The organism is Streptomyces sp. NPDC033180 (genome assembly GCF_055577645.1).
The window spans coordinates 77,787-102,662 of the sequence record NZ_JBVIPU010000003.1; the positions used below are offsets into that span (position 1 = coordinate 77,787).

The following is a 24,876-nucleotide window of genomic DNA, read 5'->3' on the forward strand; positions in this document are numbered from 1 at the left end:
GTTCGGAGCTGGCGAGGCTTTCGGAGCCGTCGAGGTGTTCGGAGCTGGCGAGGCTTTCGGAGCCGTCGAGGTGTTCGGAGCTGGCGAGGCTTTCGGAGCCGTCGAGGTGTTCGGAGCTGGCGAGGCTTTCGGAGCTGGCGGGGTTTTCGGGGCTGGCGGGGGGCTCTTCGCTGGGCAGGGATTCTTCGTCGGGCTCGGATTCTTCTTCGTACGCGGAGGCCCCGTCACCGGCAGCGGAGGCCTCGTCACCGGCAGCGGGGGCCGGAAGGGGCGCCTTTGGCGGGGCGGAGCCCTCCGATGTCAGATGGTCCAGCACGCGGCCCAGCGTCGGTCCCTTGGAGTCGGGTGTCGTCGGGTCGGCGGCGTGGCTGATGCCCAGGGAGTCCAGGACGCGGTGGAGGCGTGCGGCGTCCATGCGCCACTTCCGGTCGACGACCTCGTCCGGATACTCCTGCCACGCCACCGGAGCCCAGTCCGGGCTCTGCTCGGCGGGACCGCCGTGGAAGAGGCGGGCGGCGAGCAGCGAAGCCGCCTCGTCGACCGAGCCCGGCTCCTCCAGGAGATCACAGGCGGGGCGCTCACCCAGGCGGGACGTGAAGCCCTCGGCCAGGCGGTCCCTGCGGGAGAGCTCGGTGAGCGCGGAGACGACGCCCGCGTCAAGGCGTGACGGCCAGCGGCCCATCCGCCAGGCGGGCAGCGCGACCTTGGTCAGGAGCCGGTCCCACCCGGCATACGCCAGGCCCACCTGCTCCTGGGCAACGATCCGCACCCCGTAGTCCACGGCCTGGGCGCGCTCGGCGGCGGCTGCCGCGACCCCGCGCTCCATCTCACCGGCATGCCCCCGGCAGCTGCGCAGGAGCAGCCTCGTCACCCAGCCGGCGCCGCCGAGAACCGTGCGCACGAGTGGACCGCGCCCCGGTGCGGAGGTGACCGCCACCGCGGCGTCGAGGCCGCGGATGAAGCGCCGGGCCGCGGCTATGTCGGGGTGCGCCGAAGGACCTGTGCCCGCCACGACCGGGGCGAGCACCGCGCGGAGCTCGCCGACCCGCATCCACCACAGGAACGGGGAGCCGATGACGAGCACCGGAGCGACGGGTGCCTGGCGGCGCGGGGCGGGGCGACTGTCCCGTACGCCATTGCCCTCTGCGGGTGCCGGGGAGGGGGACTCCGCGGGCGGGCCGTGCGCGGGGTGCGTGCGGTCCTCGAGCCAGCTGTCGCAGTCCGGGGTGAGCGCTATCGCCGACGGGGCCGGCACGTCCAGGCGGTCGGCGAGGTCCCGCACCAGGCGGTACAGATCGGGGGCCGAGCTCTCGGTGATCGGGACGGTCGGGCTGACGGCGGGCCTGGAACGCGCGACCACGAGCGCGATGCCCGCGGCGGCGAGCAGGACGACAGCGGCGACGGCCGTCACGACGCCGCGCACGACGTCCCAACTCCCGCCGGTCATATGGCCCGTGACCCCGCCCGCGATCAGCACGACGGCGACGGCCGCGGGCAGCAGTGCGACGGCTAGCGCCCTGCTGCGGATGCGCAGCACGGCGAGCGCCTGGGAACGCGCGGACTGCACGCCCACCTCCACACCCGTACCTGACACGACCGATGTCACCCCCTGCTGCCTGTGCCGCCTGCGGCCCGGCCGGGGGCCGGGACGACGGGCGGACGGCAGCCGCCGATGGATTTGCTCACTCCCCCACTGTGGCACCCGCCACTGACATCGCAATGCCGGTGGTCTGTTTGGCTCTGGGCACCTGAACCGCTTGCGCCGCACCCTAGTTGGGGTGCCGGGCATCGTCAGCCGGATGGGCCAGCGGTCACTCGATGGAATGGCTTTGGGTAAAGGTGGATGACGAGGGGGGTGACGAGGAGATGACGACCAGGCCCCGGATCCAGTGTCGGATCCGGGGCCTGTGGGCCGTTCGCGGGTGGCGCGCGGGTTCGCGGGGGTCGCGCATGTGCGGCCTTGGTTACGCCTCCGACGCCTCCGACGCCTGCGCCGTCGCCTCCGACGCCGCCTTCGCCGCGATGTCCGTGCGGTGCTGGGAGCCGTCGAGGCGGATGCGGGACAGCGCCGCGTACGCCCTCTCGCGCGCCGCGGTGAGATCCGCACCGGTCGCCGTCACGGAGAGCACACGGCCGCCCGCGCTGACCACCGCGTCGCCGTCGCGCTTCGTCCCCGCGTGCAGGACGTACGCGTGCGGGGCATCCTGTGCCGCCACATCGCCGAGCCCCTCGATGGGGTCGCCGGTGCGCGGAGTCTCCGGGTAGTTGTGCGAGGCGATGACCACCGTCACCGCGGCGTCGTCGCTCCAGCGCAACGGGGGCAGGTCGATCAGCGTGCCGTTCGCGGCGGCAAGGAGGACTCCGGCGAGCGGGGTCTTCAGGCGGGCGAGCACGACCTGCGTCTCGGGGTCGCCGAAGCGGGCGTTGAACTCGATGACGCGTACGCCGCGGCTGGTGATCGCGAGGCCCGCGTAGAGCAGCCCCGAGAAGGGGGTGCCGCGGCGGCGCAACTCGTCGACGGTGGGCTGCAGCACGCTCTGCATGACCTCGTCGACCAGCTTCGGGTCGGCCCAGGGGAGCGGCGAGTACGCGCCCATGCCGCCGGTGTTCGGCCCTTCGTCCCCGTCGAGCGCGCGCTTGAAGTCCTGCGCGGGCTGGAGCGGTACCACGGTGACGCCGTCCGTGATGGCGAAGAGGGATACCTCGGGGCCGTCGAGGAACTCCTCGATGACGACGCGGTCGCAGGCGAGGGCGTGGGCGCGGGCGGCCTCGACGTCGTCGGTCACGACGACGCCCTTGCCGGCGGCGAGCCCGTCGTCCTTGACGACGTAGGGCGCCCCGAAGGCGTCGAGCGCCGTGTCGATCTCCTCTGCGGTCGTGCAGACGTAGGACCGGGCGGTGGGCACCCCGGCTCCCGCCATCACGTCCTTGGCGAAGGCCTTGGAACCCTCCAGCTGGGCGGCCTCCTCGGAGGGGCCGAAGCAGGGGATGCCGACGTCGCGCACGGCATCGGCGACTCCGGCGACCAGGGGCGCCTCCGGGCCCACGATCACCAGCTCGGCGCCGAGCCGGGTGGCGAGGGCGGCCACCGCGCTGCCGTCGAGGGCGTCGACCGGGAGCAGCTCGGCCACGTCCGCGATGCCGGCGTTGCCGGGGGCGCAGTACAGGGCGGAGACGTCGGGGTCGAGGGACAGAGAGCGGCACAGGGCGTGTTCGCGGGCACCACTGCCGATGACGAGGACCTTCACGGGCGCCAGCCTAGCTGCCGCAGACCAGTACCTTCGTACGGGAGCCCCAGCCGCGGGGGCCCCTTGGCTTGTACGTTCCTCCAGCCGCGGCCTGCCCTGCCTCCCTCTCCGCGGCTCGTGCTTTCGCCTGGGGGCGGGGGTACCGGGGTGCTCTTCGCCGCGGGGGCTTCGCCTTAAGGCCTGGCCCTGGGCGACCCGCGCCCGACGCCCAGCCCGCTCCCCCACGCTGCGATCGCCCCGCCTTCGACTGCGCGCCGGACGCAGTCGTCCGGCTCGGGGCGGACGCAGTCGTCCGGCTCGGGGCGGACGCAGTCGTCCGGCTCGGGGCGGACGCAGTTATCCGGCTTGGTCCCTGGCCAAGGGCCCTCAGGGTCCCTGACCGAGGGCCTCAGGGTCCCTGACCGAGGGCCTCAGGGTTCGTTGTTGTATTCCTCGACGATCGTTGCGCCCAGTTCCCGGACGATCAGGTCGTGGCCGGACAGGGCCGACTCGACCAGGTCGGGGTCGTCGTCCGCCCAGGTGTCGTCCTCCGGGGAGACATGGTCCGGGACGCGCCGTTCCGAGGCCGGAGCGGGAGCGGGAGCCGGGGCCGAGGTCGGCGCGGGGGCAGCCGGCGCCCGGCTCGCGGCGGTCGGCGCGGGCGGGGGCGACTGCTGCTGGGGCGGAGCCGGCCGCGAGGGCGGCGGCGCGCTGCCCCCGAAGTTGCCCGCCGCGGGTGGCGGTGCCGAGCCCCCCGAGGGGTCGACGATCGCCTCGACCTTCCACTGCACCCCGAACTGCTCGGACAACGCCTGCCGCAGCACGTCCTCGCTACCGCTGCTTGCGAAGTTGTCCCGCGCCCCCGCGTTCACGAAGCCGATCTGCAGTGTCGTCCCGTCGAAGCCCGCCACCTGGGCGTTCTGGCTCAGCAGGATCCAGGTGAAGCGGCGGCGGCCCTTCACCGCCTCAAGGATGTTCGGCCACAGGGAGCGTGGATCGGGACCGCCCACCGCGCCCGCCGCCGGAGCCGGAGCTGCCGCCGGAGCAGGTGCAGGTGCAGGTGCCACCGGAGCCGGCTGTTGCGGAGCCGCAGCACCGACACCCGCGGCCGCAGCCGTGGGCCAGCCACCCGGACGCGGGGCCTCCGCGGGAGCAGGAGCCGAAGCGGTGGGCTCGGCCTGCTTCGGGCCGCTCCCCGGCGCCGAGGCCGTGGGCCACCCACCAGGGCGACGCTCACCGGAAGCCGCGGCAGGCTGCCCCGCCTCCGGAACCGGAGCCGCCTGCACCGGGGGAGCAACGGGTGGAGCAACCGGCGGGGCCACAGGCTCAGGACCCGAAGAGCCCGAAGAGCCCGAAGAGCCCGAACCCGACGAAACAGCGCCCGAAGAAGCAGCACCCGGAGACGCAGCACCCGGAGAAGCAGCAGCCTGCCCCCCGCCCCGCACAGCCGCCCGCGCCGCCGCGACCCCGCCCCCCGGCGGAACCGGAGCGGCCTGCGCCTCGGCGCCGCCCTGCCGCGCCCCGGCATGGGCGTCGGGCCCGGGAACGTACGCCATCGCGGGACCGGACCCAGGCCCAGACCCGCCCCCCGCCTGCGCCCCCGCCATGAAGTTGCCGCCACGCTCCAGCCGGTCGAGGCGGGCCATGAGCGAGCGCTCGTCGTCATACGCGGCCGGAAGCAGCACGCGCGCGCAGATCAGCTCCAGCTGCAGCCGGGGCGACGTCGCCCCCCGCATCTCCGTGAGGCCTTCGTTCACGAGGTCGGCCGCGCGGCTGAGCTCGGCGCCGCCGAAGACGCCCGCCTGCGCCTGCATCCGCTCCACGACGTCCGAGGGGGCGTCGATGAGCCCCTTCTCCGCCGCGTCCGGAACCGCCGCGAGGATCACCAGGTCCCGCAGCCGCTCCAGAAGGTCGGCGACGAAGCGCCGCGGGTCGTTGCCGTCCTCGATCACGCGGTCGACGATCTCGAAGGCGGCAGCGCCATCCCCGGAAGCGAAGGCCTCCACCACGGAGTCGAGCAACGACCCGTCCGTGTAACCAAGAAGAGACGTCGCCATGGCATACGTCACACCGTCGTCCGCCGCGGACGCGAGCAGCTGGTCCATGACGGACATCGAGTCACGCACGGACCCGGCACCGGCCCGCACGACCAGCGGGAACACACCCTCCTCGACGGCCATCTGCTCCCGGCCGCACACCTCGGCCAAGTACTCACGGAGGGTCCCCGGCGGCACGAGACGGAACGGATAGTGATGCGTACGCGACCGGATCGTCCCGATGACCTTCTCGGGCTCCGTCGTCGCGAAGATGAACTTGAGGTGCTCCGGCGGCTCTTCGACCACCTTCAGCAGGGCGTTGAAGCCCGCCGAGGTGACCATGTGCGCCTCGTCGATGATGTAGATCTTGTACCGACTGCTCGCCGGGCCGAAGAAGGCCTTCTCGCGCAGATCACGAGCGTCGTCCACACCGCCGTGCGAAGCGGCGTCGATCTCGATGACGTCGATCGAACCGGGGCCGTTCCTCGCCAGGTCGCGGCAGGACTGGCACTCGCCGCAGGGGGTCGGAGTGGGACCTTGCTCACAGTTGAGACAGCGGGCCAGGATGCGCGCGCTCGTCGTCTTGCCGCAGCCGCGCGGACCACTGAACAGGTAGGCGTGGTTGACCCGGTTGTTGCGCAGCGCCTGCTGCAACGGGTCAGTTACATGCTCCTGCCCGATGACCTCGGCGAACGACTCCGGGCGATAGCGGCGGTACAACGCGAGAGACGACACACATACGAGGTTAATGGCGCCCACTGACAACACCTACCGCGAACGCAAAGCGCCCCCCACGCACCCGCCAGAGCCAACCTACCCTTGCTGCCTTCCGGCCCTGGGGGAGTTCAGTCAGATAGCGCCACGTGAGGGGCTGACACCCACCCTAGCGGATCCCCGGGGCCGGAAGCGACGGCGGACCCCACCCCGATACCCGCCTCGGAACGATCTCGGTAGCGATCTTCGGATCGGAGGCGATCTGGTTCGCGAGCACTCCTCAACGTCTTGTATTGTTTGCGGCGGAGGATTCGCCTAGTGGCCTAGGGCGCACGCTTGGAAAGCGTGTTGGGGGCAACCCCTCACGAGTTCGAATCTCGTATCCTCCGCCAGTGCCTCACCGGGCACGATGTCGAAGGGCCCCACCGTTCGCGGTGGGGCCCTTCTTCGTGTGTGGCCTCAGTCCGCTTCGTCCAGCCCGACGACCTCGACGACTACGACATCCACCCCAGCATGCGCCAGCAGATCGGCGACTACCTGGCCGGCACCTATCCCTACCTCGGATAGCTGATCAGAGCACGACGCCCAGGTCGTCCGCCGCAGCCCGCACCCGTCCCACGCTGGCGTGGATCTCGGGTGCGGCCCGTCGGATGAATCGTCCGACGATGCTGTCCGCGCCGTACCGGCCCAAGATCTCGCCCACCCGCTCCTCTGAAGTCGTGCGCTCTCCGTCCGGCGTGGTGGTCAGGTCGCAGTACACCAAGGCGTCCACCAACAGGACATCGCCGGGCAAGGGAAACTCGGCGGCCAGTTCTGTCCGCAGACCGCGCTCTTCAGCCTCCAGGAGCGCGAAGGAGTGGTTCGCCACCAGGCGTACGACTCGATCGCTCACAGTGCCGAGTGCCTGAAGGTGACGTGCACCGTCGAGGGGGGTGGAAGCCGGTGTCGACAAGCGACGGCGAGTACCCAATGTCGTGCAGCACGGCTGCCATTTCCAGGCCCTCGGCTCCGCTGCCCATGAGGGGCGCGAGTTGTCTGGCGCAGGCGACCACCCCCTGTGTGTGCGCCCATCGTCGCGGCAGGCTTTCACTCAGCAGGGCTTCGGCCAGCTTGTACGCGCCCTTAACCGTCGTCACGCGGCGAGGATACGGCTGCGGCAGCGCGCGAGGACAGCCTGAGCAGCAGCGGCATCCTCATGGCCACCTCTCTGACACTGTGGCCGTTATCGAGGAGCTGCTTGCTTCGGCGACTTGGCCGACCCCGCCATCGAACTGCTCGAACCGTTCACGCGCCGGGACCAGCGCCCCTGGGGCCTGGACTACCTGCGCGGACTGATGACCGGAAGCGGCCGCAAATCGGTGGGTGGCCGCCCGCCTGGGGGCCTGGCCTGGCGCATACACCGCGCCCTGAACCCGACCGCGCTGATCACCGGCGACACCCGGCTTCTGCAAGGACGGCGACGCCTTCGCCGGTGTGGCCCGTCAATACACCGGCACCGGCGGCAAGACCACCAACTGGACCCAGTGGCCGCGTTGCCGCCGAGCTTCTCCAGCGCCGAGCAGCCGTTCTGTGGGGGTCCCGCGAGTGCGGTGGAATGTTGCACTGGGAGGGCTACGGCGTCCACAACGGCCAAGCAGCGATCCCCGAACCTGCCACAGGCCACCGATGGTCACCGGGACTGGCAGCACTCCTGCGCCACGGAGATGAAAGCCGCCTTCGCTCGCTTGAGTTCGTCCGGCCTCTCATGGCGGCGCAGGGAGTCGACGAGGTGCTGCGCCGCGGCAGCGGCATCGGGCGGGCCTTCCAGAAGTACCCCGCTCAAGGCACGTTGCAGCAGGGCATCATCGACGGCTGGGCCCCGCCCACTTCGCTCGGCGAAAATCCTCGCCTCTGCGGCTCCGAGGAACTCCGCATAGGTCTGGCGTCGAAGGGCGAACTCGCGGTGGTTCGACTCACCTCGAAGCGTCATGCGAACTGATTCGAGCAGTGCATCCGCCTGGCGATCCCCCGCATGACGTGCGGCGGCAGCCTGTCGGATGCCTGCGCTGCGGGAGTACCAGCCGGTCACAACGCTGCCCGCGATCGCCGAGCCCGCAGCAATGAGGGCAATTCCCCAGTCACTCATGTCGTCATCCTCGCGATCAGGTAGGGCTCGCGCACTCCCTCGCCAAATGTGCGGCGTGGATCACTCTCCGCTATCTCCGAAGAGCTCACGATAGGATCGGATCATGTCGCCCGACGACGCGAAGGCACCTATCTCGACCAGCGGAAACGCCAGTGTCGGTCTGCCGGATTCCGGTAGACTTGAGACTTCGGGCGACGGGCGACGGGCGACGGGCGACGGGCGACGGGCGACGGGCGACGGGCGACGGGCGACGGGCGAGCGGTCCTGTTCGCAGCTCGGTCTGCGGTTGCGCTATATCGCCTGCTAGATGCTCTTCCCGTCTTCTCGGGAGACGCCAGGATCACGCGCCAGTTCACACTCATTCCCGGCTCCGACTTTGGATCCGACGCGCTCTCTGCGATCGACGCCCTCGGAGGCCGCACAATACCGTGGAGCGAAGCGTGTGCTCGGTCGTACGACCTGATCGTCACCGCAAGCCCCAAAGGGGACCTCAGAATGCTGAGCGGCCCGCATGTCCTCCTTCCTCACGGCGCGGGCTTCAACAAGACGCTCCACAATGAAGGTTCGGCGGACTCGGCATCCGGACTGGACCCGATGTTCTTGCGACGGCCCGACGGCCGCGGCCAGATAGCGTTGCACGCCCTGGCCCACCCCGATCAGGTCGCGCGGCTGGCGGCGGCGGACCCACTGGCCCGGCCCGCGAAGGTGATCGGCGATCTCACTCTGGAACGCGTCCTGGCCTCGACGTCCCTGCGTGACCGCTACCGGAGGGTGTTGGGCACTGGAGCCCGCAAGCTGCTGGTCATGGTCTCCACTTGGGGCCCTGAGTCCCTCGTCCGGCAGCGCCCCGAACTGGCCGCCGAGCTGGCTGGCCAACTGGCCTACGATGAGTACCAGTTGGCGTTCGTGCTCCACCCCAATGAGCGCAGCCTGCTGGGTAAGTACGAGCTGGCCGAACGTCTTGCCCCAGCCCTAGACGCGGGAATGATCCTTCCGGATCCGCACGAGGAATGGGCCTCCGTCCTGATCGCTGCAGATGCTCTGGTCACCGACCACGGATCAGCCGCCCTGTACTACTGCGCCGCCCAAGATCGCCCCATCGTTAACGTCCACCCAGGTGGCGGCGAATTGATCCGCGAAAGCCCGATGGGTGAACTTCTGGACCGCATACCGCTGCTGGGAGGGGCTGAGGGGGTGGCGGACGCACTGCGGGCCTATCGCGAGGGTCCTGGGCGGGCTGCCGCTCAGGCCGCGTTTGCTCAGGCTGGTGATGCCGTGGATCGACTGAGATCCGAGGTCTACGCCCTTCTCGACCTTGCACCACCTGCCTACAGCGTCACACCCCGGTTGCTGCCCTTGCCCAGGCCAGCCGCCCGTGTCCCTGCAGCGTTCGATGTCCATGTGACGACATCCGCAGCTGGCGTCCGGATCACCCGATATCCGGCTGGCGCCGGGCTGCCCGGCCACCACCTGGCCGTGGAGCAAGGTGCCGCCAGCGAGCGGCTCGCCCGTTCCGCGGGCCTGCTGTATCGCCGTCCGCTCCCGGTATCCGCCGCCCCAGTGGACCTGGCCTGGACCGCCGACGGCTGGACCCGCCACGCACTATTCGCCTACCCGGGCTGCCGTGCTGCAGCAGCCGTGCTGCCATCCGGCGGGTTCCTGCTCAGAGCCCGCGGTCACGAACGGACATACGCAGCCCAGGTCGACCCCGTCTCCGAAGCAGGCCAGATCGTGCAGATCGACCCAGCCATCGCGCTGTCGGCCGTACACGCCCAGCTGGTCTCCGGTCAGCCCGCCATGGACAGTCGCACCGTGATGAACTGCCTCGTCGGAGAGCGAAGTTTCTGTGTCACCGTCCGCCCTGCCACCAACGCCGAAGCCGCGCAAGTGATCTAGCCAAGGCCGTTGCGCCGTCGGAAGGTCTGGGCCGCCACGCGGTGTTCCTCGGCCTCCGCCAAGTGCCCTTCGGCCGTGTCTAGTTCGGCGAGAGCATCGTGAACACGTGCCAGGTCGAAACCCGAGCGCCTCTTGTCGGCCTGCCCCAGCGACTGGTGGTACATCTCACGGGCCTCGTTCGTCCGGCCGATGCGGTACAGGACGCCTGCGAGGGCGAACGCCGAGCGTCCGATCAGCCTCTCTCGTTTCTCCGCTACAAACCCCATGTGCGCCTCGGCAAGCAAACCATGGGCTGTCTCAAGGTCACCCGCCTTCGCGCTCGCCTCTCCCATCCGATAGGTCTGGAGCAGTTCGCCGTAGAGGTTGGGGATCAACCGGTGCATGTCTCGGGAGGCTGTGAAATCGACCAGAGCAGCATTCCACTGACCTTGCGCGCCCTTGAGCATGCCGCAGTGTTCGAGGGCCGATGCGGCGAGCTTTCGATCCCGTTCGGAGTCTCCCAGCAGTTCGCGGGCGGACATCGCGCCGTCGATCTGCTCTTGGGCTTCGTTCAACTCTCCCGACTCCCACAGCGGCCTGGCCAGCTGACAGCGCGTGCGCACCAGCCACCCGACGTTCCCGCCGTGGCGAACTGCTGAGTCGACGGCACGCCGGAAGACTTCGATGACCTCGGACTGGTGGGGGTGGTCCAGGGCATGCGTCCACGCAGGCTCGGACAGGGCCACTGTCTCGTTGTCCATCTCTAGGCCGTGGGCCAGGCGCGAGCACGCGAACACCACATGCCGTTCCTCGTCCAGCCAGCGGGCGGCGCGCGCGGCACGTTCAGCTCGGGTTTCGTCGTCCCCGGCCGTTTCCGGATCCTCCAGTGGAACGTCCGGCACACCGGGAAGGGGATCGAGGAGATCCACGACGGTCAGCCGGCGACCAGCCGTGAACCGGTCGGCCAGCTGAGCCTGCCTGACGAACCAGCGCAGCTGCCTCATCTGCGCCTCGACCACTTCGCCTTCCGCCGACTCCTGACGGGACCGGCGCAGGGCGTGCGCGCGCAGCGGCCCCGGCAGTCTCATCTGGCCAGTCTCCGTAAGCGACCACAGACGCAGATCTAGTAACCCGGCCCGGTCCAGATCCTCCAGGGCATCCTGGCACGCCTCCGGCTCCAGCCCAGACAATGCGGTTGCTGAGTGGAGCGTGAACGTCTCACCAGGGTGGTGCGCCAGCAACCGGTAGAGGAGAGCCGCCGGACGAGGCAGATCAGCGTAGGCCGAATCCCAGATCCGCTCCACCCCGGAAACGCCGTTCTCATCCAGCTCCGCCCTGAGATCGGCGAGGAGACGGGAGAGTGGACGCAGTCGGTGCATGCGCACCCACCGGCCGGCCACGTGCAGCGCGGCAGGAAGACCGTCGCACAAGCGGATCACCGCCCGCGCCGCCTCCGGGTCTGCGGCCAATCGGTGGTCACGAACGATCAGCTCCAGCAGCTCCGTCGCGGCCCCCTCGCCCAGTGGCGGCAGTGCCAAATCCACCGCCGCGCCAGCTTCGAAGTCGTGGAGCGGCCCGTGGCTCGTGACGATCACCACGCTGGCCCCCGACGCCGGGAGCAGGGGGACAACCTCCGAGGCATAGCGGGCGTTGTCCAGCAGGAGAACCAGTTTCGCGTCGGAGGTCCTGTTCCAGTACTGCCCACATCTAGCGGCGTACGGCGCCAGTACCTGGTCCGGCGCCACGTCGAGAGAGTTCAGCAACTGGGAGAGAACATCACCGGGGTCCAGCACGCCGTCCGCCCGGAAGTCGTCCAGGTCGACGGATAGCACACCATCCGTGTACGGAAAGCGGTCACCCAACGTACGAGCGATCAGATAAGCCAGCTCTGTCTTTCCCAGACCGCCCGGCCCGCTCAGCGCCAAGACCAACGGGCGGGTTCGGCTCCGCCAGTCCGCCACGGCTCGCAAGGCGCGTTCCCGCTCGTCGTCGCGGTTCACGAAGTACACCGGCTCCGGCGGAAGTTCGACCCTCACAACAGCCCCCTCGACCCCTCACAGCGCCCGGCACGAACTACCCAACGATCATGCACTCTAGAGACTCTTCCCCCCTCGCCGCTGGTGTAGCCGCAGTCCCAACATCCCCGCAAGGAGTCCACGGCTTGGATTCAAGGGCCGACACCCAGTGGGCCTTGGACGACTGGAACGGATCTCGCCGTCGAAGACGAGCGGGCGCCCCAGGGCATCATGAACCCGGCGCAGTCCTGACGAGGCGGCGCCCGAAAGTCCGGCGGTAGGAAGTCGGGCTCTATCGCTACCTTCGGCATGGTCTGGCCGAAGCAGCGACCCGTCCGGAATCGTCAGGCCACGACTACTGTTCGTGCATCGTCAGCATCGACTAGCCGACTGGGCCTCGCTGGAGGCACGGTCGGCGGCACGAGCACGATGTCGGAACATGAACTCTCCATATCTGCCCACTGGCAGACAAGCAGGGATACCGGCAAATGGCGAAGACGACACCCAACGGCGCCATAGCCGTTTCTCGATCATTCCTGTCTACTCCATGCGAACTGAGGCAAAGATGGACGGATTTGGCCCCTATCCTGTCTCTCACCGCCATTGCATGACACGCGCCAAGGCGACCCGCGCGATCAATGTCCACGCCTCTCGCTTGTAGCCTCTTCAGGCTCAGAGATGGGCGCTCGGCCATCGCGCACGCTCTACGGTGCTCCCCAGCGCTCACAAGATTGGAGGGGCGCTCGAAGGCGAACGTGAGTGCTTCTCTCAGCAGGTAGTTCGCCCTCCTCTCTCTCGTTGCGGGACGCCACGATGTGTGTGGAACAGCGGCCGGACCCGACCCGGCGCCGCGACCGCGCGACCAGCGGCCCTCCAGCGCTCCCCGGCCAGCCCGGACAAGACAGCTGGAGGCTGCCATGGTCAGTGCCGTCCCTCCACTCGGGTTCAAGGAAGACGAGTGGCAGGCGTACGTAGAAAAGGGGCGCCGGCTCGTGAAACAGATCGGCGATGCGAAGTTCGAACTGGGCGACACACTCGTCGAAATGCTCGACTCCCCCGAACGTCAGGGCGATGTGGAAATGATTGTTGAGGTCTACGCCCAGCAGATCGGGGCCAGGCCCAACACCCTTCTGCATTACCGGTACGTCTCCCGCGCGTGGCCGGCTGCCATGCGGCGCCCTGACGTCTCCTGGTCCGTACATGTGCGTCTGGCCGCCGAACCCGATCGGTTCCGCATAATCCGCGCCGAACCACCGGACCCCACCGCCCCTGAAGAGACGGTGCCGTGGACGCAGGACGAAGCCCTGCGCGCCCGGGAGTTCATGCCCATGCACCCCAAGACGCCAGAGGAGCGCATCGACAAGGTCAAACACATCCTGCGCGACACCGACGAGGCCGCAGAAGCGCTCGCTCGGCTGGCAGAACGGACAGAGGTGATCGACGCCGCCGTCGACAACCCACGCTTCCGGAAGGCCGTACGTGACGCGAATCGCGAGCGCGGAAAGAAGCTTGAAGAACGGGCACACGAGGCACACGCATTCGCAGGGCTGAACGAACCATCCCCGAAGGCCGAAAGGCACGAGCCCTCCTCCGCGCAACAGCCTCCCGCCGTCAATTACAAGGACACCCCGTCAGCAGTTCTCAAGATCCTCGGGGTCGCCACCAGCTTCTGCGTGTCCATGCAGAACGCCGTGGTCCTGCTGCAGACGGAGAACTGTGACGACACCGCCATGGAAGCCATCACCGACAGCCTGCAGAAGGTCCGCGCTGTCTGCGACTGGTGCGAGCACGTCGCCACCACCGGCAAACCGGACATGGACGCCGCACTCGCCGAGATGCTCCGGGACGAGGCCGGCGGGGAGGACCGATGACGACGGACCGGAGGTCCCCCCATGACCTCGGCGAGGAACTGTGGGAGCTCATCGGAACCGCTGACAACAAGGCGATTGCGCGTGAAGACGCGCTGGCGAAGATGGCCGAGGGACAGTTCGAGATCGCCAAAGCCTGGGCCAAGGACAACAAGTGCGTCGCGGAGGAGGAGTGCCTGCTGTACCTCTTCTCCCAGTACATGCGCACCCGCGATCCCCAACTGTCCGTGCTGACCGTCACCCGCGAAGTCGCACTGATCGACAAACGTATCGCCCGGCTCCAGCGCAGCGCCATCGCACCGCTCGCACCGGCCGACCAGAAGACCCCCCAGATCATCGTGATCAACCAGACCCTTAGCGGCGTCCTGCGAGCCACTCGCCGTCTGCGCGACGCGGGCTTCTCCGCAGAGCTTGCCCTTCGCGGCGACGGCTAGGGAGAGAAGGTGACTGCCTCATGGAGAAGGCCGACGGCCCCGACGACGTCCCACTCTTCTGGAGCGAAGAAGGGCACACGGCAGTAATCGTCAGGTGCCACCTCAACCACCTGGCCGCCAGGGAAACCTTCGAGGCAGTCGGCGGCTGCCCCTACTGCACCCACACGCCAGAAGAGAGAGTCGCTGCGGCCCGGGCCGTGGACTGGGAACGCCGGAAACGTCCCGCAGAAAAGCCGCCGACAGCCGGCAAGCGCCACTCCGAGCTCGCCAGCCATGGGACCGAGCTCGTAAAGCGGGCCCGCGCGATCCAGTTCGAGCTAGGAGACCTCGCCCTTGACTTACAGCCATTAGGCGAGGGCCCCATCCAGGACCCCAACCTGCTCGGTGAACTCGCCGAAGCCGTGGGCATGCGGCCGGGCTCTCTGGCCAGATACCGCCGAGTCGCAGCCGCTTGGCCCCGGGGTAAGCGCGATGCGTCCACCTCTTGGTCAGTGCACGCGATTCTCGCCAGCCACCCGGATCGCTTCGACCTCATCAAACACCCACCGCTGGAACCGAAGTCGGGCTGGACCTGCGAGACCGCACGGACAGCCATGAGAGATCCCTGAATCACCGGCTCCGTGGTCTCAGTCCTGGTCTCGTCCACCTACGTCCGGCACGGTTCAGAGCCCCGCCCAGCGCCCACTCCGCTCCAGGTCAGGACGCATCTGATCTTCCCGAACTCCCAGGCGAACATTTGGAAAGCGTGTTGGGGGCAACCCCTCACGAGTTCGAATCTCGTATCCTCCGCCAGTGCCTCACCGGGCACGAGGTTGATGGGCCCCACTGTTCGCAGTGGGGCCTTCGACGTTTCCGATCCGCGAAGCGCGGGCGCAGGCACCAGCGCCGCTCACTGATCCTCCCTGACAGGGCCCGCCGGCTTCTGTCAGCGTGCTGGCCGCTCCCTGTCAGCGGCCCCCGGCATCGTCTTGCTCGTCGAGAAGGACAAGCGAGCAGGACGAGACGAGGGCCCGGTCAGGGCCGCGGAGGAGAACCACGATGTCGTACGCCATCAAGGCCGAAGGACTGGTCAAGAAGTACGGGGACTTCGTCGCGCTGGACGGTGTCGACCTGGAGGTTCCGGCCGGGAAGGTGATCGGGGTGCTCGGGCCGAACGGTGCCGGGAAGACCACCACCGTACGGATTCTGTCGACGCTGCTGCGGCCCGACGCGGGGCACGCCACCGTCGGGGGTCATGACGTGGTCAGGGATCAGGTGCGGGTCCGGAGCCTGATCGGGCTCACCGGGCAGTACGCCTCCGTGGACGAGGAGCTGTCCGGCGCCGAGAACCTCGTACTCCTCGGGCGGTTGCTCGATCTGTCGCGGCGGGACGCCAAGGCACGGGCGCTCGAACTGCTCGAGCAGTTCGAGCTGACGGAGGCCGCCCAGCGGCCGATCAGCACCTTCTCCGGAGGGATGCGGCGGCGCCTCGACCTCGCGGCGAGCCTTGTCGGCCGGCCGGAGGTGCTGTACCTGGACGAGCCGACCACCGGGCTCGACCCGCACGCCCGTAAGGAGGTCTGGGCGGTCGTGCGTCGCCTTGTCGCCGACGGTGCCACCGTGCTGCTCACCACGCAGTATCTGGAGGAGGCCGATCAACTGGCCGATTCCATCACCGTGTTCGACCGTGGCCGCGTCGTCGCGGAAGGGCGTCCCGACGAGCTCAAGCGGCGGGTCGGCGGTCAGACGCTGCAGGTGCGGCCGACCGTCGCCCGTGACCTGGACGCCGTGAGCGGCATCCTCGCCGAGCTCACCGGGGCCGCGCCCCAGCGTGACGCCGACAACGGTCTGCTCACCGTGCCGGTCGACGACCCGATGCTCGTCTCCGCCCTCGTACGACGCCTCGACGGGGCCGGCATCACTGCCGACGAGTTGGGCCTGCGCCTGCCGAGCCTGGACGAGGTCTTCCTGGCGCTCACCGGAAAGGCCTCCGGGAAGGTCTCCGGGAAGGCCGCCTAGAAGGGCCGCCTCGAAGGCCTCCCGCGGCACTGCCGCGCCCCCGACTCCCCCAGCCGTTTTGCCGAAAGGACCTCCGTCATGAGCACCGTCACCCTCGCGTCCGCCCCGCGGTCGGACACCCCCGCGCTCCGCATCACCCCGGCCAAGGCCGCCCGGCACAGCCTCGCTCTCGCCGGGCGCGGCGTCACCAAGTTCATCAAGTCGCCCGCCCGGCTCATCGATGTCGTCCTCACGCCGATCGTCTTCCTCCTGATGTTCGTCTACCTCTTCGGTGGCGCCATCGCGGGCGGCGACACCGACGCCTACCTGCAGATGATCACGCCCGGCATCATGGTGATGACCGTCTTCCAGGCCAGCATCGGCATCGGCGTCTCCCTCAACGCCGACTCCGGCACGGGCATCTTCGACCGCTTCCGCAGCATGCCGATCGCCCGCTCAGCCCCGTTGATCGGCGCGGTACTCGCCGACGTCGTGCGGTACGTGGTCTGCCTCGCCACGCTGGTCGCCCTCGCCCTGGTCATGGGCTACCGGACCGACACCGACCCGGCGGCGGCGCTGACCGCGCTCGTCATGCTCATCGGCTTCGCCGTCAGCTTCTCCTGGATGTCGGTGTACGTCGGCATGCTGGTCAAGACCCCCGGTTCGGTACAGGGCCTGATGACCGTCCTGGTCCTGCCGCTCACCTTCGCCAGCAACGTCTTCGTACCGGACAGCACCATGCCGGGCTGGCTGCAGGTCTGGTCGGACGTGAACCCCGTCAGCCTGATGTCCGACACCATGCGCGGCCTGCTCAACGGCGGCGAGGTCGCGGGACCGCTCCTCGGCAGCCTGGCCTGGATGGTCGGCGTGATCGCGGTCTTCGCCCCTCTCGCGATGCGCGCCTACCGCAAGCGCGCCGCCTGAGCGCCCCCCCTCCCCCCTTCCACGACTCCTACTACGTCACCGGCTGACCGGCTTCCCCGGTCAGCCGGTTGAGCTGGTTGAGCCGGTTGAGCTGGTTGAGCTGGTTCAGCCGGTTGAGACGGTCCAGTGCGTCCGGCCTCGGCAATCCGGCTCCCCGCCCGTACGCCGCCTCGTACCCGGCGGCCCCCAGCCGCGCCACGACTTCGGCGACCAGCTCCCGCAGCTGCGGATCCCCCTCGTCGAACACGCCCCGGACCACCTGGCTCATCCCAAGGGCGGTGGCCGCCCCGTCCGCGTCGCCCTCCAGCAGGAGCAGCCGGGCCAGGAGTTCGGCGGCCCGCGCGATGTCCGCGACCTCGCCCCGGGCGAACGCACCGCCCACCGCCCTCGGCAGGAGCTCGCGCGCCCGCACAGCGTCGCCCTGCGCGAGCCGGTTCGCCGTCCGGGCGCCCGCGATCAGGTCGCGGGCCATGTCTTCGGGCAGGGTCAGACGGTCCGCGACGGTCTCCAGGCGGTCGAGGATCAGATCGGCCTGCTCCGGCTCGCCCGACCTGCGGTGCAGATCGGCGAGGCTGAACAGCATCTCGGCCTCCATCCGCCGATACCCCCGCTCCTTGGCCTGCCGCTGCGCCGCGTGGATGTCCCGCAGGGCGCCCTCCCGGTCGCCGCCGCGCAGCCGCTCCGCCGCGAGCCGTGCCCTGCTGTTGAACAGATCGTCCTCGGCGCCGAGTTCGGTACTGACGGTCACCGCCCTCGCGTACGCGGCGATCGCCTCCCCGTGCTCCCCGCGCAGGGAGTGGTCGCCGCCGACGGCGAGCAGCGCGAGGCCGATGCCCCATCGGTCGCCCACGGCCTCGAAGCCCCGCAGCGCCGCACGGCGCGACTCCGCGCCCGCGGGCTGCTCGCCCCGCGCGGTGAGCACGAAGTCCCGCGCCCAGTGCGCGCTCGCCCGCACCCAGGGATCCGGCCGCTGCGAAGCCCGTCGCAGACCGCTCTCCCCCAGGTCGGCGTTGCCGGTGAAGAACGCCAGCATGGGGATCCACAGCAGCAGCGCCGGGTGGAACTCCGCCGCCCCGGCCCGCTCGCAGTCCTCGATCAGCGTCCGCACGGGTATGTCGTCGCTGCCCGCGGCCCCCGGCGTGCCCGCCATCAGACGCACCACGCGGAAGGCGGCCCGTGCCCGGCCGGGCAGGGCTTCGTCGAAGGTGAGGACCTCGGCGAGGAACGTCTCGAACTGGGTGCTCATCCCCCTGATCCCCCAGTACCAGAACAGCGCGCGCACGAACCGGGACACGAGGGCCGCGTCCCGGGCCTCGACGGCCGCGCGCAGGGCGGCGACCAGGTTGTCGTGCTCGGCGTCGAAGAGCGTGAGCGAGCGGAGCTGGTCGCCGGTGCGCAGGGCGGGCTCGTGCTGCTCGGCCAGGGTGAGGAAGTAGGTGGCGAGGCGGTCCGCCGTGCGACGGCCACCGTCACCGTCCGCGGCCTCCGCCTCGGTTTGGCGGCCCGCGGCGAAGGCGCGCACGGTCTCCGACATCCGGTAGCGCTGCTCGCCGTCCGCGTCGTCGGCCGTGTCCAGGAGCGACTTCTCCACCAGGGAGCCCAGTACGTACAGAACATCGTCGACCGGCAGCGTCTCGTCCGAGCAGACCGCCTCCAGGGCGCAGACGGTCGCCCCGCCGGGGAACACCGACAGCCTGCGGGCGAGGATCCGCTCGGGTTCATCGAGGAGGTCCCAGCTCCACTCGACGACCGCGAGCAGCGTGCGCTGGCGCGGCAGCGCGGTCCTGCTGCCCGAGGTGAGCAGCCGGAACCGGTCGTCGAGGCGGCGCGCGATCTGGCCGACGCTCATCGAGCGCAGCTTGGCCGCGGCCAGCTCCAGGGCGAGCGGGAGCCCGTCGAGGCGGCGGCAGATCTCCACCACCGGGTCCACGGTGGACGCGTCCAGCGTGAAGCCGGGCCGCACTCCGGACGCCCGGTCGGTGAACAGGCGCACCGCAGCCGAGCCGGCCGCATCCGCGAGCTCCGGGGTCCCCGCGGGCACCCCGAGCGGGCCCAGGTGGCACAGCGCCTCGCCGGTGATGGCGAGGGGTTCCCTGCTGGTGGCGAGGATCCTCAAGTGCGGCAGTTTGTCGAGGAGTTCGTACGCGAGGTCCGCCGCCGCCTCCACCAGGTGCTCGCAGTTGTCCAGTACGAGGACGGCCTCACCGACGTCGAGCACCTCGGTCACGCGGTCGACCCGAGTGTTTCCGCTGTCCGCGCCGCCGCTGGAGAGCGCGGCGTGCACCGCGTCGGCCAGTTGGTCCGGGGCGCCCACACCGGCCAGCGGCACGAACCACACCCGGCCCCGCTGATACGCCCGGTGCCGGGTGACGGCTTCGAGCGACAGCCTGGTCTTGCCCGCGCCGCCGGGCCCGACGAGCGTGACGAGGCGGGATGCGGCCAGGAGCGCGGCGAGCTGGTCGAGTTCGGCGTCACGGCCGACGAAGCTGGTCAGGCGGGCGGGTAGGCGGTTGGGCGCGGGGGCGACGGGCTCGGGGCGGGCCGCCGGCTGCCCCAACTCCCCTCTCAGGAGCGCGAGATGGACGTCCTTCAGCTCGGCCGACGGGTCGACGCCGAGTTCGTCGTCGAGCCTGCCCCGCATCTCCTCGTACACGGCGAAGGCGTCGGCGTTACGGCCCCCGGCGGACAGCGCGCGCATCCGCAGGGCGGCCACGCGCTCGCTCAACGGGCGCTCCATGCCCGCCGCTTCGAGGTCGGCGAGAACGTCGGCGTGCCGTCCGAGGCGCAGTTCCGCGTCGAAGCGGTCCTCCGCGGCGGCGGACCGCAGGTCGTCGAGGCGCGTGGCGGCGGCGCGGGCGAAGGGCGCTTCCAGTACGTCCGCGAGGGCGGCGCCCTGCCACAGGGCGAGGGCGGCGCCGAGTGTCGACGCGGCCTCGTCCGGGCGACCCGCGGCCAGTTCACGCCTGCCCTGCCCGGCAAGCTCCTCGAAGCGGAACGCGTCCACGTCGTCGGCGTCCACCGAGACCCGGTAGCCGCCCGCGACCGAGTCCACCGTCCCGGCACCGCGCAGGGCCTTGCGCAGCCGGGACACCAGCGCCTGCAGGGCGTTACCCGCGTCGGCAGGCGGATGCTCGCCCCACAGACCGTCGACGAGCGCGTCGACGGAGACCGGGCGCCCGCCTTCGATGGCGAGCCTGGCGAGCAGCATGCGCAGCCGTACGCCGCCCAGGGCGACCGGCGTTACGTCGTCGGCAGCTTCGGAGGTGGTGACGGTGGCGGAGGCCGTGACGGTGTCGGAGGCGGTGGCGGAGGCGGTGACTTTGACCGGGCCCAGCAGGCAGATCCTCACGCGGGGTCCTCAGCGCTCGACGAAGAAGCTGTCGTGCTTGACGAGGAACTCGCCGAACTCCTTGCCGCCCTTCTGGGCCATCTCCGCCACCTGCTCGAAGTACTCCTCGCGCGGGGCGCCCGGCGAGAAGAGCATGATCATGGAGGCGGGGGCGTCGCTGTCGTTCTTGAAGGCGTGCAGGCCGCCGACGGGGACGTAGAGGAAGTCGCCGGGGCCGCCGGTGATCCAGCGGTCTCCGTCGTAGAGCTGGACCTGGCCGGACAGGACGAAGAACGACTCCGATATCGACTTGTGGAAGTGGGTGCTCGGCCCGGGCGACTTCGCGGCCAAGTCGACTTTGTAGAGGCCGAATTCACCGCCGGTGGAGGCGTGTGTCGCGAGGTAGTGCGTGCGGTTGCCACCGGGGCCGACCAGCTCGGGCTCCTGGTCGGCCGGCCTGAACACCGCGTTGATTTCGCCCTCTTCGCCGAGATAGCGGGGCTCCGGGTAGGACATGCGCTACTCCTTCGTTGATGACGCGGCCACTTGACGGGGCCCCTTGACGTGGCCAGATGGGGGCGGCCGGTCGGCGCTCACTGTGTGCTGACTTTATCCACAGGTCACCCACTCACCCTGTTAGTTGTACGTAAGGGTTCATGGGCAGAGTTAAGCTGTACTGCATGCTTGATACGCGGCGCATGCAAGTCCTCCGGGCGGTGGTCACCAGCGGCTCCGTGACCGCCGCGGCACGCAACCTCGGGTACACGCCCTCCGCGGTGAGCCAGCAGATGGCGGCCCTGGAGAAGGAGGCGGGCATCGCCCTCCTGGAGCGCACCGGCCGCGGGGTGCGGGCGACGGACGCCGGGCGGCTGCTCACCGAGTACGCCGTCGCGATCGGCAAGCAGCTCGCCGAGGCGGAGACCGCGCTCGCCGCGCTGCGGGCGGGGCGGACGGGCCGGGTCTCGATGCGGTACTTCACTACGGCGGGCGCGACGCTGGTCGCCCCGGCGCTGGCCGCGCTGCGGCGCGCGCAGCCCGGTGTGCAGGTCGAGTTGAAGCTGTCGGATCCCGAGGACTCGATGCCGGACGTACGTGACGGGCAGGTGGACCTGGCCCTCGTGGTCCGCCCTCGGGGCCAACTCACCCTGGACGGAGTCCGTTTCGAGCACCTCCTGGACGACCGGTACCACGCCGTACTCCCCGTGGGACATCCCCTCGCCGCGAAGCAGCCGCTCGAGATGACGGACCTGGCCGACGAGCCGTGGGTCGCGAGCGAGACGCCGGGTCCGTGTCTCGATCCCATCCTGGACGCGTGCGGCGCGGCCGGTTTCGGCCCGGACTTCGTGGTGGAGAGCGGGGACTACGCCACGGCGCAGGGCTTCGTCGCCGCGGGCCTCGGCGTCAGCCTCGTACCGCAACTCGGCCTGGACACACCCCACTCCGGAGTGGTCGTCCGCGAGGTCCGCAACCCGGTGCCGATCCGGTCGATCTACGCGGCGGTGCGGGGTCCTGCGCCGGACCGCCCGGCGGTACGGGGCCTCCTGGACGCGTTGCGGGACGCGGCCGGCCACGCTTCCGACTCCGGCGCGGTGTAACGCCCCCTCACGAACCGGTGCTTCTGCTGCCCGGTGCGGGCGGGGATGGTGTCGGTGCTGGTCTTCCCGCTCCTTGCGCTGAGGCTGCGGGCACAGTCGCCGCGCAACCTCAGCGCCACACGCGGCACCGGCTAGGCGAGGGCGACGAACTCCCGGTAGTCCGGGCTCCACAGGTCCTCGGTCCCGTCCGGCAGGAGCAGCACGCGATCGGGCCGCAGCGCGTCGATGGCCCCTTCGTCGTGCGTCACCATCACGATCGCGCCCGGATACGTGCCCACCGCGCCGAGCACCTCGTCGCGCGATGCCGGGTCGAGGTTGTTGGTCGGCTCGTCCAGGAGCAGCACGTTCGCCCCCGAGTGCACGAGCCCGGCGAGCGCCAGCCGGGTCTTCTCGCCGCCGGAGAGCACCGCGGCGGGCTTGTCGGCGTCGTCCCCGCGGAACAGGAAGGACCCCAGGACGCCCCGCACCTCCCCGTCCGTGAGGCCGGGCGCGGCCGCGGCGAGATTCTCCCGCACCGTCATGCGGCCGTCGAGGGTGTCGTGCTCCTGCGCGAAGTAGCCGAGCCTGGCTCCGTGACCGTGCACCACCCGTCCGCCGTCCGGGAGTTCGGCCCCGGCGAGGATACGCAGGAGGGTGGTCTTCCCGGCGCCGTTGAACCCGAGGACGACGAGCCGGCTGCCCCGGTCGACCGCCAGGTCGACACCGCCGAGCACCCGATGACCCCCGTACGCCTTCTCCAGACTGATCGCACCGAGCGGCGTACGCCCGCACGGCGCGGGTTCGGGCAGCCGGATCCGCGCGACGCGCTCCCCCCTCCTGACGGGCTCGGTGGCGGCGAGCATCCGGTCGGCGCGGCGGGCCATGTTCTTCGCGGCGGTGGCGGTGGCGACGTGCGAGCGCATCTTCTCCGCCTGGCTGCGCAGCGACGCGGCCTTCCGCTCCGCGTTGGCCCGCTCGCGGCTGCGCCGCCGCTCGTCCGCGGCGCGCTGGGCGAGGTAGGTGTGCCAGCCGGTGTTGTGCACGTCCAGGGCGGCACGGCCGGGGTCGACGACGAATACGCGGTTGACGGTGTCCGCAAGCAGCTCAGTGTCATGGCTGATGAGAACGAGCCCACCGGGATAGCCCCCGAGATACCCCCGCAGCCAGCCCACCGAATCCGCGTCCAGATGGTTGGTCGGCTCGTCGAGCAGCAGGGTGTCGTGGCGCGAGAAGAGGATCCGGGCCAGCTCGACGCGGCGCCGCTGGCCGCCGGAGAGGTGGCCGACCGGCGCGTCCATCATGCGCTCGGGGAGCCCGAGACCGGCGGCCACGCGGGCAGCCTCCGCCTCGGCGGCGTACCCGCCCCGCGCCTGGAACGCGTCGTCCGCGCGGGCGTAGGCGACCATGGCCCGCTGCTGCTGCGCGGCGCTCTGCGCTTCGGCCATGGCGCTCTCGGCGTTACGCAGGTCCTGTGCGGCGCGGTCGAGACCGCGGGCGGAGAGGATGCGGGCCGTGACGGTGCTGTGCGGGTCGGCGGCGGCGGGATCCTGGGCGAGGTAGCCGACGGAACCGCTACGGGTGAAGGTCCCCGCCGCCGGGGTGGTCTGCCCCGCGAGGGTCTTGAGCAGAGTGGTCTTGCCGGCGCCGTTACGGCCTACTAGGCCGATGCGGTCGCCGGGGGCGATGTGGAAGGAGGCGCCGGCCAGCAGAAGCCGGGCGCCGCCGCGGACGTCGATGCGTCGGGCGGTGATCATGAGGTAACGCTCCGCAGTAGCGAATGGACACACGGGTGACGTGGAGACCGGTGTCCTGGCTAGGAGATGCGGGGCGTAGACATACGGCGAGGGTAACGAGACCGGGACCGTGGCCGCACGCGGATTTCCGCGTCCGGTGCGGGCGTGCGAAGCGCATCCCCAGGCGGGATGATCGACTCCATGGACGTCACCCTGCACCTGGCCCAGGAACCGGAGGCCGATGAGCTCCTCGGCCGCAGTCCGCTGGCCGCGCTCGTCGGGATGCTGCTCGACCAGCAGGTTCCGATGGAGTGGGCGTTCGCGGGCCCGCATACGATCGCGCGGCGGTTGAACGCGGACGATCTCGACGCGCACGCGGTCGCGGCGTACGACCCCGACGAATTCGCCGCGCTGCTCTCCGCCAAGCCGGCGGTGCACCGCTATCCGGGATCGATGGCGAAGCGAATCCAACAACTCTGCGCGTACCTCGTGGAGCACTACGAGGGTGACCCCACCGCCCTGTGGGAGGGGGCCGCCTCCGGCAAGGACCTCCTGAAGCGCCTGAACGACCTCCCCGGCTTCGGTAAGCAGAAGTCACAGATCTTCCTGGCCCTGCTCGGCAAGCAGCTTGGCGTACGTCCTGCCGGCTGGCGGGAGGCGGCGGGGGCGTACGGAGAGCCGGACGCGTATCGCTCGGTCGCGGACATCACGGGCCCGGAGTCCCTCCACAGGGTCCGCGCCCACAAGCAGCAGCTCAAGGCGGCGGCGAAGGCCTCCGGCAAGTAGCCCCGGGGCCGGGCCGGGCCCCCGCATCCGCCCCTGCCGAACAAACTTCTCCCCACCCAGCCACCCGATCACCCCGCAGCCTTCCTGAACGAACAGACCTATCCCACCCACCCACCCGATTGCCCGGGGTTCCGGGGGGGATTGGCAGGGCGGGTGGGGTAGGTGCTGAGTGCGTTTGGCAGCGGGTGCCTGGCCCTAGCCCAAGAGGGGGGATCTGGGCGGTGGGCCATGGCAAGCGGTGGTGGTCGGGGGACATGACC

Annotated in this window: 16 protein-coding genes, 1 tRNA gene, 1 other RNA gene and 2 pseudogenes; 10 read left to right on the forward strand and 10 right to left on the reverse strand. The window is 70.3% G+C overall.

Annotated elements, in window-relative coordinates; translation table 11 throughout:
- From ACZ5WE_RS11085 to ffs, 4 genes are all read right to left on the reverse strand, one after another.
- Positions 1-1,594, reverse strand: a 1,594-nt coding sequence (locus ACZ5WE_RS11085) for a hypothetical protein (protein WP_467685327.1), incomplete at its 3' end; no start/stop codon positions are given.
- 370 nt (positions 1,595-1,964) lie between these two features.
- Positions 1,965-3,248: a phosphoribosylamine--glycine ligase gene (gene purD / locus ACZ5WE_RS11090; protein WP_467685329.1), complete on the reverse strand. Its 1,284-nt coding sequence runs from the start codon at positions 3,246-3,248 to the stop codon at positions 1,965-1,967.
- Between the two features lie 410 nt (positions 3,249-3,658).
- The gene (locus ACZ5WE_RS11095; RefSeq protein WP_467685331.1) at positions 3,659-5,998 is read right to left on the reverse strand and encodes a DNA polymerase III subunit gamma and tau; all 2,340 of its coding nucleotides are present in this window, start codon (positions 5,996-5,998) and stop codon (positions 3,659-3,661) included.
- 42 nt (positions 5,999-6,040) lie between these two features.
- An RNA gene (gene ffs / locus ACZ5WE_RS11100) (signal recognition particle sRNA small type) lies at positions 6,041-6,139 on the reverse strand.
- Positions 6,140-6,281: 142 nt separating this feature from the next.
- Between ffs and ACZ5WE_RS11105 the strand changes: the two genes are divergently transcribed.
- Positions 6,282-6,369, forward strand: a tRNA-Ser gene (locus ACZ5WE_RS11105).
- 70 nt (positions 6,370-6,439) lie between these two features.
- Positions 6,440-6,544, forward strand: a pseudogene (locus ACZ5WE_RS11110) (NUDIX hydrolase); the annotation flags it as partial.
- A 4-nt stretch (positions 6,545-6,548) separates the two neighbouring features.
- Here ACZ5WE_RS11110 and ACZ5WE_RS11115 read toward each other — a convergent pair.
- Positions 6,549-7,113, reverse strand: a pseudogene (locus ACZ5WE_RS11115) (HD domain-containing protein).
- A 533-nt stretch (positions 7,114-7,646) separates the two neighbouring features.
- A complete protein-coding gene (locus ACZ5WE_RS11120) occupies positions 7,647-8,102 on the reverse strand; it encodes a hypothetical protein (protein WP_467685333.1) in 456 nt (151 codons plus the stop codon).
- A gap of 495 nt (positions 8,103-8,597) precedes the next feature.
- Between ACZ5WE_RS11120 and ACZ5WE_RS11125 the strand changes: the two genes are divergently transcribed.
- On the forward strand, positions 8,598-9,998 hold the full coding sequence (locus ACZ5WE_RS11125) for a serine/threonine-protein kinase (protein WP_467685335.1): 1,401 nt from the start codon (positions 8,598-8,600) through the stop codon (positions 9,996-9,998).
- Here ACZ5WE_RS11125 and ACZ5WE_RS11130 read toward each other — a convergent pair.
- A complete protein-coding gene (locus tag ACZ5WE_RS11130) occupies positions 9,995-11,977 on the reverse strand; it encodes a hypothetical protein (protein ID WP_467685337.1) in 1,983 nt (660 codons plus the stop codon). The two genes, ACZ5WE_RS11125 and ACZ5WE_RS11130, sit on opposite strands and share 4 nt — an antisense overlap.
- A gap of 932 nt (positions 11,978-12,909) precedes the next feature.
- Here ACZ5WE_RS11130 and ACZ5WE_RS11135 point away from each other — a divergent pair.
- The 5 genes from ACZ5WE_RS11135 to ACZ5WE_RS11155 all read left to right on the forward strand — a co-directional run bounded on the left by ACZ5WE_RS11135 (position 12,910) and on the right by ACZ5WE_RS11155 (position 17,195).
- Positions 12,910-13,863 carry a DUF6192 family protein gene (locus tag ACZ5WE_RS11135; RefSeq protein ID WP_467685339.1) on the forward strand — a complete coding sequence of 318 codons (954 nt, stop codon included), beginning with the start codon at positions 12,910-12,912 and terminating at the stop codon, positions 13,861-13,863.
- Positions 13,860-14,294, forward strand: a complete 435-nt coding sequence (locus tag ACZ5WE_RS11140) for a hypothetical protein (protein ID WP_467685340.1) — start codon at positions 13,860-13,862, stop codon at positions 14,292-14,294. The genes ACZ5WE_RS11135 and ACZ5WE_RS11140 overlap by 4 nt, the downstream gene beginning before the upstream one ends.
- Positions 14,295-14,314: 20 nt before the next feature.
- Positions 14,315-14,902: a DUF6192 family protein gene (locus ACZ5WE_RS11145; RefSeq protein WP_467685342.1), complete on the forward strand. Its 588-nt coding sequence runs from the start codon at positions 14,315-14,317 to the stop codon at positions 14,900-14,902.
- Between the two features lie 430 nt (positions 14,903-15,332).
- Positions 15,333-16,292: an ATP-binding cassette domain-containing protein gene (locus tag ACZ5WE_RS11150; protein ID WP_467685344.1), complete on the forward strand. Its 960-nt coding sequence runs from the start codon at positions 15,333-15,335 to the stop codon at positions 16,290-16,292.
- Positions 16,293-16,370: 78 nt separating this feature from the next.
- Entirely contained in the window at positions 16,371-17,195 is an 825-nt protein-coding gene (locus tag ACZ5WE_RS11155; RefSeq protein ID WP_467685346.1) for an ABC transporter permease, read from the forward strand.
- A 31-nt stretch (positions 17,196-17,226) separates the two neighbouring features.
- On the opposite strand, the gene ACZ5WE_RS11160 is transcribed toward ACZ5WE_RS11155, so the two are convergent.
- Both ACZ5WE_RS11160 and ACZ5WE_RS11165 read right to left on the reverse strand, forming a co-directional pair.
- A complete protein-coding gene (locus ACZ5WE_RS11160; protein ID WP_467685348.1) occupies positions 17,227-20,544 on the reverse strand; it encodes an AfsR/SARP family transcriptional regulator in 3,318 nt (1,105 codons plus the stop codon).
- A 9-nt stretch (positions 20,545-20,553) separates the two neighbouring features.
- Entirely contained in the window at positions 20,554-21,039 is a 486-nt protein-coding gene (locus ACZ5WE_RS11165; protein ID WP_467685350.1) for a cupin domain-containing protein, read from the reverse strand.
- A 164-nt stretch (positions 21,040-21,203) separates the two neighbouring features.
- On the opposite strand from ACZ5WE_RS11165, the gene ACZ5WE_RS11170 reads away from it, so the two are divergent.
- A complete protein-coding gene (locus ACZ5WE_RS11170) occupies positions 21,204-22,118 on the forward strand; it encodes a LysR family transcriptional regulator (RefSeq protein WP_467685352.1) in 915 nt (304 codons plus the stop codon).
- Positions 22,119-22,249: 131 nt separating this feature from the next.
- Here ACZ5WE_RS11170 and ACZ5WE_RS11175 read toward each other — a convergent pair whose 3' ends face one another.
- Entirely contained in the window at positions 22,250-23,851 is a 1,602-nt protein-coding gene (locus tag ACZ5WE_RS11175) for an ABC-F family ATP-binding cassette domain-containing protein (RefSeq protein ID WP_467685354.1), read from the reverse strand.
- 180 nt (positions 23,852-24,031) lie between these two features.
- Here ACZ5WE_RS11175 and ACZ5WE_RS11180 point away from each other — a divergent pair, with 180 nt between their 5' ends.
- Entirely contained in the window at positions 24,032-24,616 is a 585-nt protein-coding gene (locus ACZ5WE_RS11180; RefSeq protein WP_467685356.1) for an HhH-GPD-type base excision DNA repair protein, read from the forward strand.
- Positions 24,617-24,876: the final 260 nt, after the last annotated feature.

Bases quoted from the DNA above. Each gene is read 5' to 3' on its own strand.
- ACZ5WE_RS11120 (WP_467685333.1), bottom strand. From the start codon at position 8,102: ATGAGTGACTGGGGAATTGCCCTCATTGCTGCGGGCTCGGCGATCGCG.
- ACZ5WE_RS11125 (WP_467685335.1), top strand. From the start codon at position 8,598: ATGCTGAGCGGCCCGCATGTCCTCCTTCCTCACGGCGCGGGCTTCAAC.
- ACZ5WE_RS11135 (WP_467685339.1), top strand. From the start codon at position 12,910: ATGGTCAGTGCCGTCCCTCCACTCGGGTTCAAGGAAGACGAGTGGCAG.
- ACZ5WE_RS11140 (WP_467685340.1), top strand. From the start codon at position 13,860: ATGACGACGGACCGGAGGTCCCCCCATGACCTCGGCGAGGAACTGTGG.
- ACZ5WE_RS11145 (WP_467685342.1), top strand. From the start codon at position 14,315: ATGGAGAAGGCCGACGGCCCCGACGACGTCCCACTCTTCTGGAGCGAA.
- ACZ5WE_RS11150 (WP_467685344.1), top strand. From the start codon at position 15,333: ATGTCGTACGCCATCAAGGCCGAAGGACTGGTCAAGAAGTACGGGGAC.
- ACZ5WE_RS11155 (WP_467685346.1), top strand. From the start codon at position 16,371: ATGAGCACCGTCACCCTCGCGTCCGCCCCGCGGTCGGACACCCCCGCG.
- ACZ5WE_RS11165 (WP_467685350.1), bottom strand. From the start codon at position 21,039: ATGTCCTACCCGGAGCCCCGCTATCTCGGCGAAGAGGGCGAAATCAAC.
- ACZ5WE_RS11170 (WP_467685352.1), top strand. From the start codon at position 21,204: ATGCTTGATACGCGGCGCATGCAAGTCCTCCGGGCGGTGGTCACCAGC.
- ACZ5WE_RS11175 (WP_467685354.1), bottom strand. From the start codon at position 23,851: ATGATCACCGCCCGACGCATCGACGTCCGCGGCGGCGCCCGGCTTCTG.
- ACZ5WE_RS11180 (WP_467685356.1), top strand. From the start codon at position 24,032: ATGGACGTCACCCTGCACCTGGCCCAGGAACCGGAGGCCGATGAGCTC.